The sequence below is a fragment of the Herbaspirillum sp. GCM10030257 genome (assembly GCF_042666555.1).
In the GTDB taxonomy this organism is placed as follows: Bacteria; Pseudomonadota; Gammaproteobacteria; order Burkholderiales; family Burkholderiaceae_D; genus Noviherbaspirillum.
In genome coordinates, this window is sequence record NZ_JBHTDH010000008.1 from 76,713 (window position 1) to 92,660 (window position 15,948).

Annotated in this window: 13 protein-coding genes and 1 other RNA gene; 4 read left to right on the forward strand and 10 right to left on the reverse strand. The window is 58.7% G+C overall.

The window, feature by feature from the left end:
- Positions 1-6: 6 nt before the first annotated feature.
- From mraZ to rnpB, 3 genes are all read right to left on the reverse strand, one after another.
- Positions 7-435, reverse strand: a complete 429-nt coding sequence (gene mraZ / locus ACFQUU_RS14120; RefSeq protein ID WP_382248137.1) for a division/cell wall cluster transcriptional repressor MraZ — start codon at positions 433-435, stop codon at positions 7-9.
- A 428-nt stretch (positions 436-863) separates the two neighbouring features.
- Positions 864-2,141 carry a PHB depolymerase family esterase gene (locus tag ACFQUU_RS14125; RefSeq protein WP_382248139.1) on the reverse strand — a complete coding sequence of 426 codons (1,278 nt, stop codon included), beginning with the start codon at positions 2,139-2,141 and terminating at the stop codon, positions 864-866.
- 332 nt (positions 2,142-2,473) lie between these two features.
- An RNA gene (gene rnpB, locus ACFQUU_RS14130) (RNase P RNA component class A) lies at positions 2,474-2,793 on the reverse strand.
- Between the two features lie 178 nt (positions 2,794-2,971).
- Here rnpB and ACFQUU_RS14135 point away from each other — a divergent pair.
- On the forward strand, positions 2,972-4,678 hold the full coding sequence (locus ACFQUU_RS14135) for a thiamine pyrophosphate-binding protein (RefSeq protein WP_382248141.1): 1,707 nt from the start codon (positions 2,972-2,974) through the stop codon (positions 4,676-4,678).
- 229 nt (positions 4,679-4,907) lie between these two features.
- The gene (locus ACFQUU_RS14140; RefSeq protein WP_382248143.1) at positions 4,908-5,822 is read left to right on the forward strand and encodes a hypothetical protein; all 915 of its coding nucleotides are present in this window, start codon (positions 4,908-4,910) and stop codon (positions 5,820-5,822) included.
- 81 nt (positions 5,823-5,903) lie between these two features.
- Here ACFQUU_RS14140 and ACFQUU_RS14145 read toward each other — a convergent pair whose 3' ends face one another.
- The 7 genes from ACFQUU_RS14145 to ACFQUU_RS14175 form a co-directional block, all read right to left on the reverse strand.
- On the reverse strand, positions 5,904-6,671 hold the full coding sequence (locus ACFQUU_RS14145; protein ID WP_382248145.1) for an enoyl-CoA hydratase: 768 nt from the start codon (positions 6,669-6,671) through the stop codon (positions 5,904-5,906).
- Between the two features lie 428 nt (positions 6,672-7,099).
- A complete protein-coding gene (locus ACFQUU_RS14150; RefSeq protein ID WP_382248147.1) occupies positions 7,100-8,296 on the reverse strand; it encodes an acetyl-CoA C-acyltransferase in 1,197 nt (398 codons plus the stop codon).
- Between the two features lie 17 nt (positions 8,297-8,313).
- Positions 8,314-8,736 carry a PaaI family thioesterase gene (locus ACFQUU_RS14155; RefSeq protein WP_382248149.1) on the reverse strand — a complete coding sequence of 141 codons (423 nt, stop codon included), beginning with the start codon at positions 8,734-8,736 and terminating at the stop codon, positions 8,314-8,316.
- Between the two features lie 33 nt (positions 8,737-8,769).
- Entirely contained in the window at positions 8,770-11,157 is a 2,388-nt protein-coding gene (locus ACFQUU_RS14160; protein WP_382248151.1) for a 3-hydroxyacyl-CoA dehydrogenase/enoyl-CoA hydratase family protein, read from the reverse strand.
- A gap of 177 nt (positions 11,158-11,334) precedes the next feature.
- Positions 11,335-13,125: an acyl-CoA dehydrogenase C-terminal domain-containing protein gene (locus ACFQUU_RS14165; protein ID WP_382248153.1), complete on the reverse strand. Its 1,791-nt coding sequence runs from the start codon at positions 13,123-13,125 to the stop codon at positions 11,335-11,337.
- A gap of 27 nt (positions 13,126-13,152) precedes the next feature.
- On the reverse strand, positions 13,153-13,800 hold the full coding sequence (locus tag ACFQUU_RS14170) for a TetR/AcrR family transcriptional regulator (protein ID WP_057289976.1): 648 nt from the start codon (positions 13,798-13,800) through the stop codon (positions 13,153-13,155).
- Between the two features lie 220 nt (positions 13,801-14,020).
- On the reverse strand, positions 14,021-14,392 hold the full coding sequence (locus ACFQUU_RS14175) for an RNA-binding S4 domain-containing protein (protein WP_382248525.1): 372 nt from the start codon (positions 14,390-14,392) through the stop codon (positions 14,021-14,023).
- A 203-nt stretch (positions 14,393-14,595) separates the two neighbouring features.
- Between ACFQUU_RS14175 and ACFQUU_RS14180 the strand changes: the two genes are divergently transcribed.
- Both ACFQUU_RS14180 and ACFQUU_RS14185 read left to right on the forward strand, forming a co-directional pair.
- On the forward strand, positions 14,596-15,180 hold the full coding sequence (locus ACFQUU_RS14180; RefSeq protein ID WP_382248155.1) for an RNA polymerase sigma factor: 585 nt from the start codon (positions 14,596-14,598) through the stop codon (positions 15,178-15,180).
- Positions 15,177-15,908, forward strand: a complete 732-nt coding sequence (locus ACFQUU_RS14185; protein WP_382248157.1) for an anti-sigma factor domain-containing protein — start codon at positions 15,177-15,179, stop codon at positions 15,906-15,908. The genes ACFQUU_RS14180 and ACFQUU_RS14185 overlap by 4 nt, the downstream gene beginning before the upstream one ends.
- Positions 15,909-15,948: the final 40 nt, after the last annotated feature.

The window sequence follows — 15,948 nt, forward strand, 5'->3', positions numbered from 1 at the left end:
GGGCCGTTAAAACGAAAAGTTACTTAAAGCGTCCGGCATGCCGTTCGCCACCGCTTCCGCCTCGCTTTCGGCGAGCTTTTCCGCATCCCAAATCTCGAAATGGCTACCCATGCCGAGCAACATGACATCGCGTGTCAGGCCGACGGCAGTACGCAGTTCCGGCGCGATCAGAATACGGCCGGCGGAATCCATGTCGACATCGGAGGCATTGCCCAGGAAAATCCTCTGCCAGGCGCGCGCCGACATCGGCCAGGCGGCGATCTGTTCACGGTGGCTTTCCCAGACAGGACGGGGGAAGAACAGCAGACAACCATGGGGATGCTTGGTCAGCGTGACACGCCCTTCGCACTGAAGCGACAAGGCGTCGCGATGCTTGGACGGGATAGTCATCCGTCCTTTGGCATCCAGACTCAGTGCTGACGCGCCCTGAAACACCCTGATTAACCCTCGTAGTTGTCGTTATTTGTAATGTCTGTGAAACAAGCTTTGGGGAGTTCGATGCTGCAATTTCACCCACAAAAATACACTTTTTCACACTGCCGCCCACTTTAAAGGGTGCTTTATTTGCGGTCAAGTAATATCCGGCAACAAAAATGGGATTTTTTCTAATGAAGTCAATGACTTAGCGCGTTTCGTTACAGCAACCTCAGAACCGAATTATGAAGAAAATTAAGCACTTATCGCAGATACTGAAGGTGACGCCTTAGAAGTACACATGTGTTTCAGTACTTGGGGGCAAGCCAAATAAACGGTATTTCTATTGCTGTTCGGAACTTTGATATGCCATGTAGAAACGGATTCCGTGCTTGTGGAGCGACAGAAGTGTCCGTTCGGCAAGTAAAAACGATGCGCTAAGGCAAGAGTCAGGGGCAATTGCCGGGAAGATAAAATCGCGGAGCAGTCTGCTTGAGCGTGGTAAAAGTAAAATCGTTATCGAAACCAAGCAATTTGCCGGAACCGGCCGCAAAGGCGAAAAAGAAGCGGTCGTATGCGCGCCCAGCCCTGACATGATCGGCATTGCTGGCAGTGAAACAGCCCTGTCCGGATGGCGTACGCTGCCCGGCAAGCCGACTCATCATGGCCTTGATGGCCCCCATCTGCCGTCCATTCTTGTTTGCATAGTCGGGATCGCCGCGGCTGAAATCGAACCAGTCCCAGCAGGCGTTGGGATTGGTCGCAAATCGCGCGCGTGTCTGCGGGTACAAGACGACAATCCCATTGGTGTCGGCCCAGAGGTTATACCCGGCATGACGCACAAAATCCTCGTCAACGGCGGTGACGTTCTGGCGGCATCCGTGGAAGGCGACATGCAGCCGGCAGCGCGCCCCCGGTTGATGGTCGCAAGCAGCAGGCACGTACACATAGCCCGTGTCCGCCAATCCGACGGCGGCTGCATTGCCGCTTGCGGTGAACTCATTCTGATCGAACTTGATCAGCCGACCGCTTTGTCTGTCGCTGCGCGGATTGAGGTTGCCGCCATAAATCCAGTTCAGCAATTCGCCTGCGGCATCGATACCGCATTTACCGAGATAAGGACTACCGAGCTGACCACAGTCGTTGCCGAAATTTTCCGTTGGAAACGTATGCTCGGCGCGCGAGTCCTTCACGAAATGGATTTGCGCTGCGGGCACATAGCGGCGGTAGTAATCGTTCAGGTCTTCCATCACGGCTGACGGTACTTCGCTGTCACGCCCGCCGGTAAACATCCAGATGCGTTGCGCGTTCAGGCCGGACACTGGGTCCACCTTTCCTTCGGCAGCGAGACGCTCGGTGATGCCGACAAGGCGCGGGACATCGGTCGCCCCACGGGCAACCTCGCATGCCGAGAAAAACGGGATACCGGTGCAACTGCATCGTGACGTGGCGATACCGACATTACCCTGCGCGCAATAGTAAGGACCACCCGCAATGACGCCCGCACCCTTGATCTCGGCTGAGTAGGCAACGCTGAACTGGACCGCCATGAAAGCGCCCGATGAGAGCCCGGATACCGACGTCTCATCGTTGTCCACACCTAGTCCCGGCAAGACTACCGGCGCGGCAATTGCCGCCGCGCTGGCAGCCAATAGCAGCACGCCAGTCATGACAAGTCTGGCCAGGCGCGATGCTCGTGATGGGAAACGGGGACGAAGGAGGTGCATTGCAGCACTGCCAGAAGGAGAGAGCCTGTTGGTCGTGGGATGACGTATCGGAAGCGGGAAAGCAACTCCGGTTGCCCTGTGATGATGCTGGTTTAGCGGCCGCTAATTCGGAGGGACCCCGATGTCGCAATCCTCCACTATTCGCTGTGATTCATCCCACGGCCAACAGGCTCTGGAGACGCGTACTTTAGCGAAACAAGGATCAGGCGCGTTGAGATTGCTCAAGCCGTCCGGAACCGTACGGTCGTTCCTGTAAAAGCACAACATATCGCACGCCATTCAATCGCAAAAATGGATGCAACGGTGGGCTCAAGGAAGCATTGGATCGAATAAAGTGAAGCAAGCCGATAGGCCGGATTCTGTTACGGCGTCTGGGGTTGCTCCCGCGCGCTATGACAGCCATTCCTCTAGGCCGTGAATTGCTCCACGGCTCAAGCTTTCTACCCGCACGCTCCGCGAGCAGCATCAATGCGTGCCTATTTGAAATTGCTCCGGGTGGAGGTTACCGCGTTTCACCGTAACTTAATACGCTCGTCTCTGTGGCCCTATTCCGCGCCTCACGGCGGACGGTCGTTAGCCGTCACCCTGCTCTATGGAGTCCGGACCTTCCTCCCGCTATCTTGCGATAGCCAGCGGCTGTCTGGCTTGCTTCAGGCGGCATTGTAACGCAGGCGGCGTCTCGGGCGGCCTGTGTGGACAGGAAAATTCGTCCAGGGTGTCGGGACATTGGGATCTCGCGTCAACTCCCAGGAGACCTGCATCGCTGCAACCGACACAAACCGTCAGCATGCGATATATTGTTGTGCATCCTGAATGACAAGTTGATCATCATGCCGACATCCCGCACCGGCGGCCAGCTACTGGTCGATGCTTTGCAAACCCACGGCGCCGACATTGCCTTCGGCGTCCCCGGCGAAAGCTATCTCGCAGTGCTCGATGCGCTGCATGACTCCTCGATACGTTTCATCATCAATCGCCAGGAAGGCGGCGCGGCATTCATGGCGGATGCCTATGGCAAGCTGACCGGACGTCCCGGCATCTGCTTCGTGACACGTGGTCCCGGCGCGACCAATGCATCGATAGGCGTGCATACCGCACACCAGGATTCAACGCCGATGATCCTGTTCATCGGACAGGTCGGCAATGACTTCGTCGAGCGCGAAGCTTTTCAGGAAATCGATTACCGGCGCATGTTTGGCACCATGACAAAATGGGTGGCGCAAATCGATCGTGCTGACCGCGTGCCGGAATATGTGGCGCGGGCGTTCCAGGTCGCCACCAGCGGCCGTCCCGGGCCCGTTGTGCTGGCGCTGCCGGAGGACATGCTGAGCGCTTCGGCGGACGTTCCGGACGCACGACCATACAAGCCGGTGCAGGCGGCACCGGCGCCTTCGCAGATCGCGGAGTTGCGCGCGATGCTGGCCGGTGCCCAGCGGCCCGTCGTGATTCTCGGTGGCACAGTATGGACCCGCGAAGCCTGCGATGACATACGCCGCTTTGCCGAAGCCAACGCCCTGCCTGTCGCTTGCGCATTCCGCTTCCAGGACTTACTGGATAACCGGCATCCGCATTACATCGGTGATGTCGGTATCGGCATCAACCCCAAGCTCGCCGCACGCATCAAGGCAGCCGACCTGGTGATTGCGATCGGGCCTCGACTCGGTGAAATGACCACGGGCGGCTATACCTTGCTTGAAGCGCCCAATCCACGCCAGGGACTGATCCATATCCATGCCGGCGCGGATGAGCTTGGGCGGGTCTACCAGGCCAACCTGATGATCAACAGCGGCATGCCGCAGATCGCAGCGGCGCTGGCAGACATGGCGCCCGTCGATGCAGGCGCATGGCGTCATACAGTCGCCGAGGCGCGTGCCGATCTGCAGGCATGGCAAACCGAACCGCCGGTCTTCAAGGGCAAGCAGGTCAAACTCAATCTGTGGCAAGTGGTACAGGCACTCAAAGCCGAACTCCCTGCCGACACCATCATCACCAACGGCGCAGGCAACTTCGCCACATGGGCGCATCGATTCTGGCCGTATGGCGGCCTGCGTACGCAACTGGCGCCGACCTCGGGCGCGATGGGATACGGTGCGCCGGCTGCAGTTGCAGCGGGCATCATCGAGAAGCATGCCGGACGCCAGCGCAGTATCGTCAATTTCGCGGGTGACGGCGACTTTTTGATGAATGGACAGGAACTGGCGACTGCGGTGCAGTTCCAGTCCGGCGTGCTGTTCATTGTGTTCAATAACGGCACCTATGGCACAATTCGCATGCATCAGGAGCGCGATTTCCCGACACGTGTTTCGGGCACGTCGCTGCACAATCCGGATTTTGCCGCCCTCGCAAAAGCCTACGGCGCGCATGGCGAAGCGGTCGACACGACAGAAAGTTTCGTACCTGCATTACGACGGGCGCGCGCGCATATCGTCTCCACCGGCATGCCGGCCCTGATCGAACTGCGTTACGACGCGGATCTCATCACCCCCAATGCTTCGCTTGAAACGATTCGCAACACCGCGCTGAACGCCAAGGCCTGACATCATTTCCATTTTGAAACGCATGGTCTGCCAACCATTTCGGCCCGTCCTTTTTGAAAGCGCAGTGTTTCCTTAAGCTGCGGCCGAATTTTTTCGGGAAAAGTTTGTCAAGGAATACACGGCGGCACGGCACCGGCGTTGCGTTCGCCTGCGCGTCGCATCGCCCTTCCTTCCGCCCGGCCTCCTGTTGACAGGAGCGTTACCATCCGACACCACTTACTTTCCGAATATGGCACTCGTTTCCATTACCGAGGCTGCGAAACTTGTTCGCAGGAACCGCTCAACCCTGTATCGCGACATTGAGCGTGGTCGTCTGTCCAAGACCGTCACGCCCGAGGGCGAAACGCAGATTGAAACTTCCGAATTGTTGCGGACCTATGGACGGCTGCATGCCAACGATGCAGAACATGGCAATGCTGTCGATCACGACAAGGTGAGAATTGCGATTCTTGAAGAAAGGAATCGCTCGCTTGAGCGGGCGCTCGCGCTGGAAGCGGAACTGCGCAAGGTAAAGGATCAGGTCACGACGGAATTGCGGGCCAGGCTGGCCGACAAGGATAGCGTGATCAAGGTACTGGAAAGCAAGGTGCTTTTCCTGGAATATGACAGGCAGGTAGAAGCACTCAAGCCCGAGCCGCCCGCATCGACACCCACGCCAGCCGAAACGGCGGCAAAGGCGGCACCGGAACCGCACCAGACTATGCCTGAACCACGACCGGAAGCGTGGCAGGAGCGGCAGGAACCGCCGCAGACGTCGGCGCCAAAGGAATCACCGGAGCGGCATGAACCACAGCAGCCAAAGGAGCGACAGGATCTAGAAGGGACGCAAGCTCCGCAAACGCCACCGGCGCCACAAGCAGCTCAGGCGTCACATCAGGCACCCGAGCCGGTCCATGTGCCGGAACCTGAGGCCACCATATCACGTCCACTCGCACCAGATTCGCAAGCCAGTCCTTTGGCAGATCTGCCGCCCAAAGTCGACACTTCTGCCTCTATGCAAGCGACAGAACCCGAGCGTAAGACCATGCCTGAATTTGCAGCGCCAATCTATGCTCAGAAATCGGCGGACCCCGAAATCCCTTCCACCAGAAAGACCGTCATGCCGCGCAAAAGCTGGTGGGCACGGCTCCTGCATCGCCGTTGATGCGCTGCAGGTCTGTAGATCTGCAGGTCGTCGGACAGCGCATACGGATGGCGCTGTCCCTGGCGACGCCGTGAACGCCGGTTAAACGAATTTCGAGAAATCCGGGCGCCGCTTCTCAAAGAAAGCGGTGAATGCTTCCTTCGCTTCGTTCGCGCCCAGCATTGCACCGAAATGCTTGTTCTCTTCCAGCATGCGGTGCTGCACAGCCTCAACCTGGCTGTCTTTCATCAGGCGCTTGGTGGTGCGCAGCGACGATGCCGGCAAGGCGACCAGTTTCGCCGCCTGTGCGTGTGCGAAAGGAATCAGGTCAGGCGCCGGCAACACGCGGCTGACGAAACCCATTTCCTGCGCTTCCTGGGCTGAAAAGGCTTCGCCCAGCAGCAGCTTTTCCGCGGCGCGCTGGTAACCGACCATTTGCGGGAACAGCATGCTGGAGGCGAATTCGGGACACAGGCCAAGCTGAGTGAAGGGCATGGAGAACTTGGCGTTTTCCGCCGCGTAGACGAGGTCGCAATGCATGAGCAGCGTGGTGCCGATGCCGACAGCGGCGCCGGCTACAGCAGCGACAACCGGCTTGGTGGCCGTGCTGAGATGGCGCATGAATTGGGCGACCGGACGTTCACCGACCGGTGCGGACGAATGCTTCATGAAGTCTTCGAGGTCGTTGCCGGCAGTAAAAATTTCCGGCTTGCCGATGATCAGAATCGCGCGTACGGCATTGTCGGTTTCGGCATCGCTAAGCGCGTCGGCCATCAACTGATACATTGTGGAAGTGATTGCGTTCTTCTTGTCGGGACGGTTGAATTCGATGGTCAGAATGCCGTTTTCCTTGGTGGTCTGGATGTCCATGTCTTCTCCTGTGAAATAGGTAGTCTTATACGCTTTGGTGTTCTGGTGCTCTGGTGTTTAGTAGTTTGTCCAGACAAACTCGATGCCCTCGCAACACGCTCCGTCAGGTCCCCTCCCCCTTGTAGGGGGAGGGTTAGGGTGGGGGTGTGCAGGTCAAATGAACGCATACGGCAGCTCAACCGCACTACCCCCATCCCAACCTTCCCCCTGCAAGGAGGAAGGAGCAGGTCACTGATGCGCTACTTGTTGCGGGGCTCATCACGCACATTTACTCGGGTTCACCGTCACAGTGATTGTGCACGAATATTGATGGTTGCGTGCTGACCGAGCCGACGCTGAGTATTTGGCGAAACGGAAACCATTCACCAACAAAAAAGCCGCGCAGCGACGTCCTGCACGGCTTTCGAATCACACATCAGGCACCGAACTTAAACTGCTTCAAAAATACCCGCCGCACCCATGCCGGTACCGACGCACATGGTCACCATGCCGTACTTCAGGTTCTTGGCACGCATCGCGTGGATCGTCGTTGCGGCACGGATCGCACCGGTTGCGCCGAGCGGGTGGCCGAGGGCAATCGCGCCGCCGTAGGGATTGACCTTGGAAGGATCCAGACCGAGGTCCTGGATCACTGCCAGTGCCTGTGCAGCAAACGCTTCATTCAGTTCGATCCAGTCCAGCTGGTCCTGGGTAATGCCCGCCGCGCGGCATGCTGCGGGAATCGCTTCCTTCGGACCGATGCCCATGATTTCCGGCGGTACGCCGCGCACGGCGAACGACGAGAACTTGGCGAGCGGTGTCAGGTTGAATTGCTTCAGGATTTTTTCCGATACCAAGATCAGCGCACCGGCCCCATCCGAAGTCTGCGAGCTGTTGCCGGCCGTGACGCTACCCTTGTTGGCAAACACCGGGCGCAGTTTGCCCAGAACTTCCAGACTGGTATCGGCACGTGCGCCTTCGTCCTGGTTGACGGTGCGGGTCCTGATGTCGATCTGGCCGGTGCCGAGGTTCGGGAATTTCTCGATGATCTCGACCGGGCAGATCTCGGCTTCGCGTGCACCGGACTGCTGGGCGGCGATCGCCCTGCGATGCGATTCGAGCGCGAACTGGTCTTGCGCTTCGCGGGAAATCTTCCACTGCTGCGCGACCTTCTCCGCTGTCAGGCCCATACCATAGGCCATACCGATGTTTTCATCCTTGAACACGCCCATGTTGATGGCCGGGTGATGGCCCATCATCGGCACCATCGACATCGATTCGGCGCCGGCAGCGATCATCACATCGGCCTGACCGACGCGGATACGGTCCGCCGCCATCGCGACCGCGGTGATACCCGATGCACAGTAACGGTTGATGGTCACGCCACCAACGGTATTGGGCAGGCCGGCCAGCAGCACGGCGTTACGCGCCATGTTCATGCCTTGCTCGGCTTCCGGGAACGAGCAGCCGACGATGGCGTCTTCGATGGTCTTCGGATCGAGGTTCGGCACCTGTGCCATGGCCGCTTGCAGCGCGCGCACCAGCAGGTCGTCCGGACGGACGTTCTTGAACATGCCGCGCGGCGCCTTGCCGATCGGCGTGCGGGTCGCTGCGACTACGTATGCTTCTTGAAGTTGTTTGGTCATGTTGAAATTCTCCTGATTCATTCAGCCGACGACGCGGCGGGGAGCCGTGCGATCGTGCCTTGCGCGATTGCGCACAAAGTCTCTTTACCTTCGTTGACGACGAAAATGTCGCAGCGGCATGCTGCCTGCGACTTGCCTGCATGGACAGCGACGGCGCGGGCAATCAGTTCCTGCCCAACGGCCGGACGCACGTAATTGATCTTGTACTCCGAGGTGACGACACCGGTACCAAGTGCTGCCCCGCCCGCGAAGGTCAGCGCGTTGTCGGCGGCATAGCTGACCACGCCGCCATGCACGAAACCATGCTGCTGCTTGAGCTTGTCCTGGATCGGCACGCGCAACTCCGTGCCTTCCTGATCAAACTTTGTCAGGACCGCGCCGACCAGCATGCTGAACGGCTGTGATGCCAGTGCCTGTTTTCCGATCTGCAGCAGGTCCATGATGTCGCCCTCGATCAATCCGTTTGATTGCGCTTAATTACGAACGGGTTTGCCGGTTTGCATCATGCCCATGATGCGTTCCTGCGTCTTTGGATTGTTCAGCAATTCCATGAAGGCCTTGCGCTCCAGGTCCAGCAACCATTGCTCGCTGACCAGGCTGCCCGTCTCGATGTCGCCGCCGCAGACGATCTCGGCGATCATCGCGCCCAGCTTGTAGTCATGCGCGGAGATGAAGCCGCCGTCACGCATGTTGACCAGCTGCGCCATGATGGTGGCCATGCCGGTACGACCCACGACCGGAATCAACTTCTGCAGCTGCGGACGGTAGCCGGCATCGAACATCGCGCGTGCTTCCACCTTGGCCACGTGCAGCAGCTCGTAAGGGTTGAACACGATCACGTCGTTCTGCGACAGGTAACCCATCTTCTGCGCTTCGAGCGCGGACTTGGATACGTTGGCAGTCGCTGCGTTGGTGAAGTAGTTCTTCAGGAACTGCAGGATGTCTGTGCCCTTGGCATCGGCTGCTGCGCGCACTGCCGCTTCCTTGAGGCCGCCACCTGCCGGCACCAGGCCGACGCCCACTTCCACCAGGCCAATGTAGGACTCGATGGAGGCAACACGTTTTGACGCATGCATCATCAGTTCGCAACCGCCGCCCAGCGCCATGCCGGACACTGCCGCGACCACCGGCACGTTGGCATACTTGAGCGCCTGGTGCGCCTGCTGCAGCTTGGCGACTTCGGGTTCGATGGCCTTGACGCCGCCCGACATGAAGACTGGCAGCATGGATTGCAGATCCGCACCAGCGGAGAAGGCACCGCCGTCGGCTGCATCCGCGCTCCAGATTACCAGCCCCTTGTAGTTCTTTTCAGCTTCGTCGATGGCCTTGGCGAGACCGTTGATCACGCCCTGACCGATCACGTGCATCTTGGTCTTCAGCGACAGGATCAGCACATCGTCGTTCTGATGCCAGATGCGGACCGACTCGTCTTCGAAGACAGTGGTGCCTGCCTTGGTGCCGTCCGCTGCGTTTTCACCGAGCACGGTAGCGCGGAAGGCCTGGCGCTGATAGACCGCGAGGTCGGAGCGCGGCACATAGGCATTCTTCGCCGGCGACCAGGAACCTTCGGCAGTATGCACACCGGTACGTCCGTCAAACACCCACTGCGGCAGCGGTGCATTGCACAGCGCCTTGCCGGAGTCGATGTCGTCCTTGACCCACTCCGCAACCTGTTGCCAGCCGGCGGCCTGCCAGCCTTCGAACGGACCGTTTTTCTGGCCGAATCCCCAGCGCAGGGCGAAGTCGACGTCACGTGCGCAATCGGCGATCGATTCTAGATGCACCGCGATGTAGTGGAAGGTGTCGCGGAAGATCGCCCACAGGAATTGCGCCTGCGGGTTGGTTGATTCGCGCAGCGTCTTCATTTTCTTGGCCGGATCCTTTTCCTTCAGGATGCGCACCACGATGTCGTCAGCCTTGCCGGTGGAAGGCACGTAATCGCCCTTTGCACCGTCAAAGCGCAGGATGTCCTTGCCGACCTTCTTGAAGAAGCCAGCGCCGGTCTTCTGTCCGAGCGCACCAGCGGCGATCAGCTTTTCCAGCAGTTCCGGCGTCTTGTAGACCGGATAGAAGGGATCGTCCTTCAGGTTGTCCTGCATGGTTTTCATCACGTGGCCCATGGTGTCGAGACCCACCACGTCAGCAGTGCGGAAGGTCGCCGACTTGGCGCGGCCGAGCTTGGTGCCGGTCAAGTCATCGACGACATCGACTGGCAGGCCGAACTTCTGTGCTTCGTACATCGTGGCCATCATGCTGAAGATGCCGACGCGGTTGGCGATGAAGTTCGGCGTGTCTTTTGCGCGTACAACACCCTTGCCCAGCGTCGTGGTCAGGAAGCCTTCAAGCTGGTCGAGGATTTCCGGGCGGGTCGATACGGTCGGGATCAGTTCGACCAGGTGCATGTAACGCGGCGGGTTGAAGAAGTGCACGCCGCAGAAACGCGCTTTCAGGTCGGCGTCGAAACCTTCAGACAGCGCGGTGATCGACAGGCCGGACGTGTTGGAGGCGAAGATGGTGTTGGCGCCGATGAACGGCGCGACCTTCTTGTACAGGTCATGCTTCCAGTCCATGCGTTCCGCGATCGCTTCGATGATCAGGTCGCAGCCCTTGAGGATGTCGAGGTTGTCTTCGTAGTTGGCGACCTGGATCAGGGACGCATCATCCTTGTTGCCGAGCGGGGCCGGGCTGAGTTTCTTGAGGTTCTCGATCGCGCGCAGCACGATGCCGTTCTTCGGGCCTTCCTTGGCGGGCAGGTCGAACAGGACGACGGGGACTTTGGCATTCACGCAGTGGGCGGCGATCTGCGCACCCATCACGCCTGCGCCGAGCACGGCGACTTTCTTGACGATGAAGTTGGACATGTGAGGATTCCTTAATTATTCGTGTGGACTGTTCCCTCCCCCCTTGCAGGGTGAGGGTTAGGGTGGGGCGGGCCGCGTAGGCTAGTGCGGTTGAGCAATCGCAGGTGGTTGACCGACCTTCACACCCCCATCCCAACCTTCCCCCTAAGAGGGGGAAGGAGCCGTGCAGTGAGATGCTTAGAACAGATCTTCTTCCATCGCCATCAGGTTTGCGGAACCTGAACGTGCCTGGCGGATCAGCATTGCTGTTTCCGGCTGCAGGCGGCTGAAGTAGAAGCGTGCGGTGGCCAGCTTGGCCTTGTAGAAGTTGTCGCCGGAATCCTGCTTCTCCAGCGCGATCTTCGCCATCTGTGCAAAGAAGTACGAGAACACCATGTGACCGACCACGCGCAGATAAGGTACGGCGGCGGCGCCGACTTCATCCTGGTTCTGGAAGGCCTTCATACCGATTTCCATGGTCAGCTTGGTGACCTTCTCGCCGAGGTCTGCCAGCGGGGTGATGAATTCGGACATCGCCTCGTTGGTGCCGTTCTCTTCGACGAAGGCCTGGACCTTGGCGCCGAACTTGCGCAGCTTCGCGCCGTTATCCATCAGGATCTTGCGGCCCAGCAGATCAAGCGACTGGATGGTGTTGGTGCCTTCATAGATCATGTTGATGCGGGCGTCGCGCACATACTGCTCCATGCCCCATTCGGAGATGAAGCCGTGGCCGCCGTAGACCTGCATCGCTTCGGATGTGGCGATCCAGCCGTTGTCGGTCAGGAAGGCTTTGATGATCGGTGTCAGCAGCGCGACTTCGTCAGCCGCTTCCTTGCGCACTTCTTCGTCGGGATGGTTCAGTTCGCGGTCGATCTGCAGCGCGACGTACGAGCTGAATGCGCGGCCGCCTTCGGCGAATGCACGTGCGGTCAGCAGCATGCGGCGCACGTCGGGGTGCACGATGATCGGGTCGGCTGGCTTGTCGGGTGCCTTGACACCGGACAGGCTGCGCATCTGCAGGCGGTCCTTCGCATAAACGACAGCGTTCTGGTAGGCGACTTCGGTCAGACCGAGCGATTGCATGCCGACGCCCAGGCGGGCCGCATTCATCATCACGAACATGGCGTTCAGGCCTTTGTTCGGCTCGCCGATCAGCCAGCCCTTGGCGCCGTCCATGTTCATCTGGCAGGTCGAGTTACCGTGGATGCCCATCTTTTCTTCGATCGCACCGCAGAAAATCTTGTTGCGCTCGCCCGGTGTGCCGTCGGCATTCGGGATGTACTTCGGCACCAAGAACAGCGAGATGCCCTTGGTACCCGACGGTGCGTCCGGCAGGCGTGCCAGTACCAGGTGAATGATGTTGGCCGACATCTCATGTTCGCCGGCCGAAATGAAGATCTTGCCGCCGGAAATGCTGTAGGAACCATCAGCTTGCGGCTCCGCCTTCGAGCGCAACATGCCGAGGTCGGTGCCGCAATGCGGTTCGGTCAGGCACATGGTGCCGGTCCACTCGCCCGACACCAGCTTGGGCAGGTACATCGCTTTCTGTTCCGGTGTGCCGTGCTCGTGCAGGCACTCGTAGGCACCGTGCGACAGGCCCGGATACATGGTCCATGCCTGGTTGGCCGAGTTCAGCATTTCGTAGAACGAATTGTTAATCACGATCGGCAGGCCCTGGCCGCCGAATTCGAGATCGCAGGACAGGGATGGCCAGCCGGCTTCGACGTACTGCTTGTACGCTTCCTTGAAGCCTTTGGGCGTGTGGACCACGTGGGTCTCTTTGTCGAGACGGCAGCCTTCGCGGTCGCCGCTGTGGTTCAAGGGAAATACGACCTGCGATGTAAACTTGCCGCCCTCTTCCAGGACCTGGTTGATGATGTCCTTGTCGATTTCTGCGTGCTTCGGCAATTGCTTGAACTCATCTTCCACTTTCAGCAGTTCGTGCAGCACGAACTGCATGTCACGCAAGGGAGCGACGTATTGACCCATGGTTATTTCTCCTGACGACTAAACAGATTAGGCTGTCTTCTTGACAGCGGATTTGGGGTTCGGTGTTGCAGCCGCTTCGGCGGACTGCGTGTTCGCATAACTTTTGATCAGGCGTTCGAACCCGACTTCGGCACGATTGACGCTGCCGGGCAACTTCAGGAAACGTGCATCGTGATGCAGGGCCAAGATTAAACCGTACGTCTCGAAGACCAGTTGATCCGGATCGGTATCGGCTGACAGATGGCCCATTTCGATAGTCTGTACCACGCAGCGGCGCAGCGCGTTCTTCCATGCGCGCACCATCCCTGCCAGTTCTTCGCGAATCGCGCCGGGACGATCGTCGTATTCGACCGCACCACTGATGTAGATGCAGCCGGAAGCGATTTCGACCGACACGCGCTTGACCCAGCGGGCGAACATGCCTTTCAGGCGCGGCAAGCCGCGCGGCTCCTTCATGCTGGGATAGAACACTTCCTGCTCGAAGTGATGGTGGTACAACTTGACGACTTCGATCTGCAAATCTTCACGGGAACCGAAATGCGCGAACACACCCGACTTGCTCATGTTCATCTTGTCTGCAAGCAGACCGATGGTGAGCCCTTCCAGCCCGTCACGGCTGGCCAGGTCCAGCGCCACGTCCAGAATCGCGGCCCGGGTAAGTTCGCCTTTGCGCATCAGTTTCGTTGTCGAGTCAGTCATATTGGTTGCCACGGTAGTGCCCTATCAAAATATTCAAAATTCAGCACGGCGGATAACCTGAAGCGAACGCTCGTACTATTATCTACCGAAGTATAAATGTCAAACAGGAACTTAGAGTGACGATTCTATTTATGCTATGCAGCAAAATGGTTCGAAATCGCCCGTCGGAATAGGTGGTATGGGCCGGCGTGGCGGCTCAGAATTTGTCGATGAGTCGCCTGTCGCGCTTGGTTGGGCGGCCTTTGATGGCTTCACCAGGTTCGCGGAAGAATTTTAGCTGTTCCGCTTTCTTTTCGCGTTCCGCAATGCTACGTTCGGTTTCCTGGTAAAGCGTTTGCGCAATGGTCGCCGAGCCTCGCTTGTCGGCGAGGTCGCGCACCTCTACTTCCCACTCTGTGGAACCGTTATCAATCTCCAGCATATCGCCGGGTTTTACGCCGCGGGCCGGCTTGACGCGGTCGCCATTCAGGCGGACTTTTCCACCATCGACGGCATCGGTGGCCATCGATCGGGTTTTAAAGAAACGGGCGGCCCAAAGCCATTTATCAATTCGTACGGAGTCTGACATCATCTGTATATGCAGGTAACACACTGCATTTTATAGTGCGGGCGCGTTTTTTATATCGTGCAGCGCAATATTCGATCTGTTGTGTTTTAGTCGGTTCGGCCGATTTTCGGGTTTCCGTGACGAAAATGGACAAGACTTGTCCATACTATAATCGCCGCAATGCGCGCGATGCGGGCGCTTTCACTTATATGATCGGACCGACCGTGGCAATTGACGATAAGGACACTGCAGGGCTAAAAGCCTTGTTGGCTTCGGTGGGCCGCCGGGATGCCCTTGCTTTCCGGGAATTATATGATGCTACTTCGGCGAAACTGTTTGGCTTCGCGCTACGTATATTGGTAAAGAGGGAACTGGCGGAAGAGGTATTGCAGGAAAGTTTTGTCAATATCTGGAACAACGCCTCCAGCTACCAGGCAGGCCTCGCCGCACCGATGACATGGATGACGACTATCGTGCGCAACAAGGCTTTTGATATGCTGCGCCGTCTCGACAATACAGTAGAAATCGATGCGGATACCTTTGACAAGGAAGTGATGGAAGCGCTGGAAAGCACCAACCCGACACCAATCGAGGCGCTGCAGATGAGCGGCGATGCGAAAGCGTTGGCAAAGTGCTTCTCGCGTCTCGAAGGCTTGCACCGGCAAGCGATTGCCTTGGCGTTTTACCACGATCTGTCGCACAGCGAAGTAGCCGAGCAGATGAAACTGCCGATCGGCACCGTCAAAACCTGGATCCGGCGCGGCCTTGAACGGCTCCGTCTGTGCCTTTCCAAGCTGGAGGGCGTATGAATCTCCAGCAAATCCGTCATAACGACACATTGCGCGAAAAACTCGCCTCGGAGTACGTACTGGGTACGTTGCGCGGCGGTGCTCGCCGGCGCTTTGAATCCTGGCTGCGCGACGACGCGGCGCTGCAGCGGTCGGTCGCCGAGTGGCAGGAGCGGCTCAATCCGATGGCCGAGTTTGCTCCACCTGTCGCACCGTCGCCGCAGGTATGGCACGCCATCGAGAAACAGCTCGACCTGCGCAGCGTACGCATCAACCAGTCCAGAAAATCCTTCTGGCTCGGCTTGCGCGAAGACCTTGCGTTCTGGCGTGGTCTCGGCATGGCATCAACCACGCTGGCCGCAATCCTGGTCACGGTGCTGCTGACACGCTTGCCCGAACCCGGCGTGGCGCCGGCATCGTATGTCGCTACGCTGTCGGATGACAAGGCACAGCCGGTCATGGTGATTACTGGTGACACGAAACGCCAGCAGTTGACCGTCAAGGTCGTAACCCAACAGCAGGTCGCCGCTGACAAGAGCCTGGAACTGTGGGCAGTGCCGAAAGAAGGCACACCGCGCTCGCTTGGATTGGTTGCGGCAAACGGAACAGTAACCTTGCCGCTGCCCGAAAACGCAACACCGGCATCCGTACCGGTACTGGCGATCAGCCTGGAGCCGAAAGGCGGTTCACCGAACCCGAACGCGCCGAGCGGACCGGTGATCTACAAAGGTGCATGGCTGCAGATTTGACGGCATAAGGCGGGCGCTGATCTGCGCCCGCCTAGCTTTT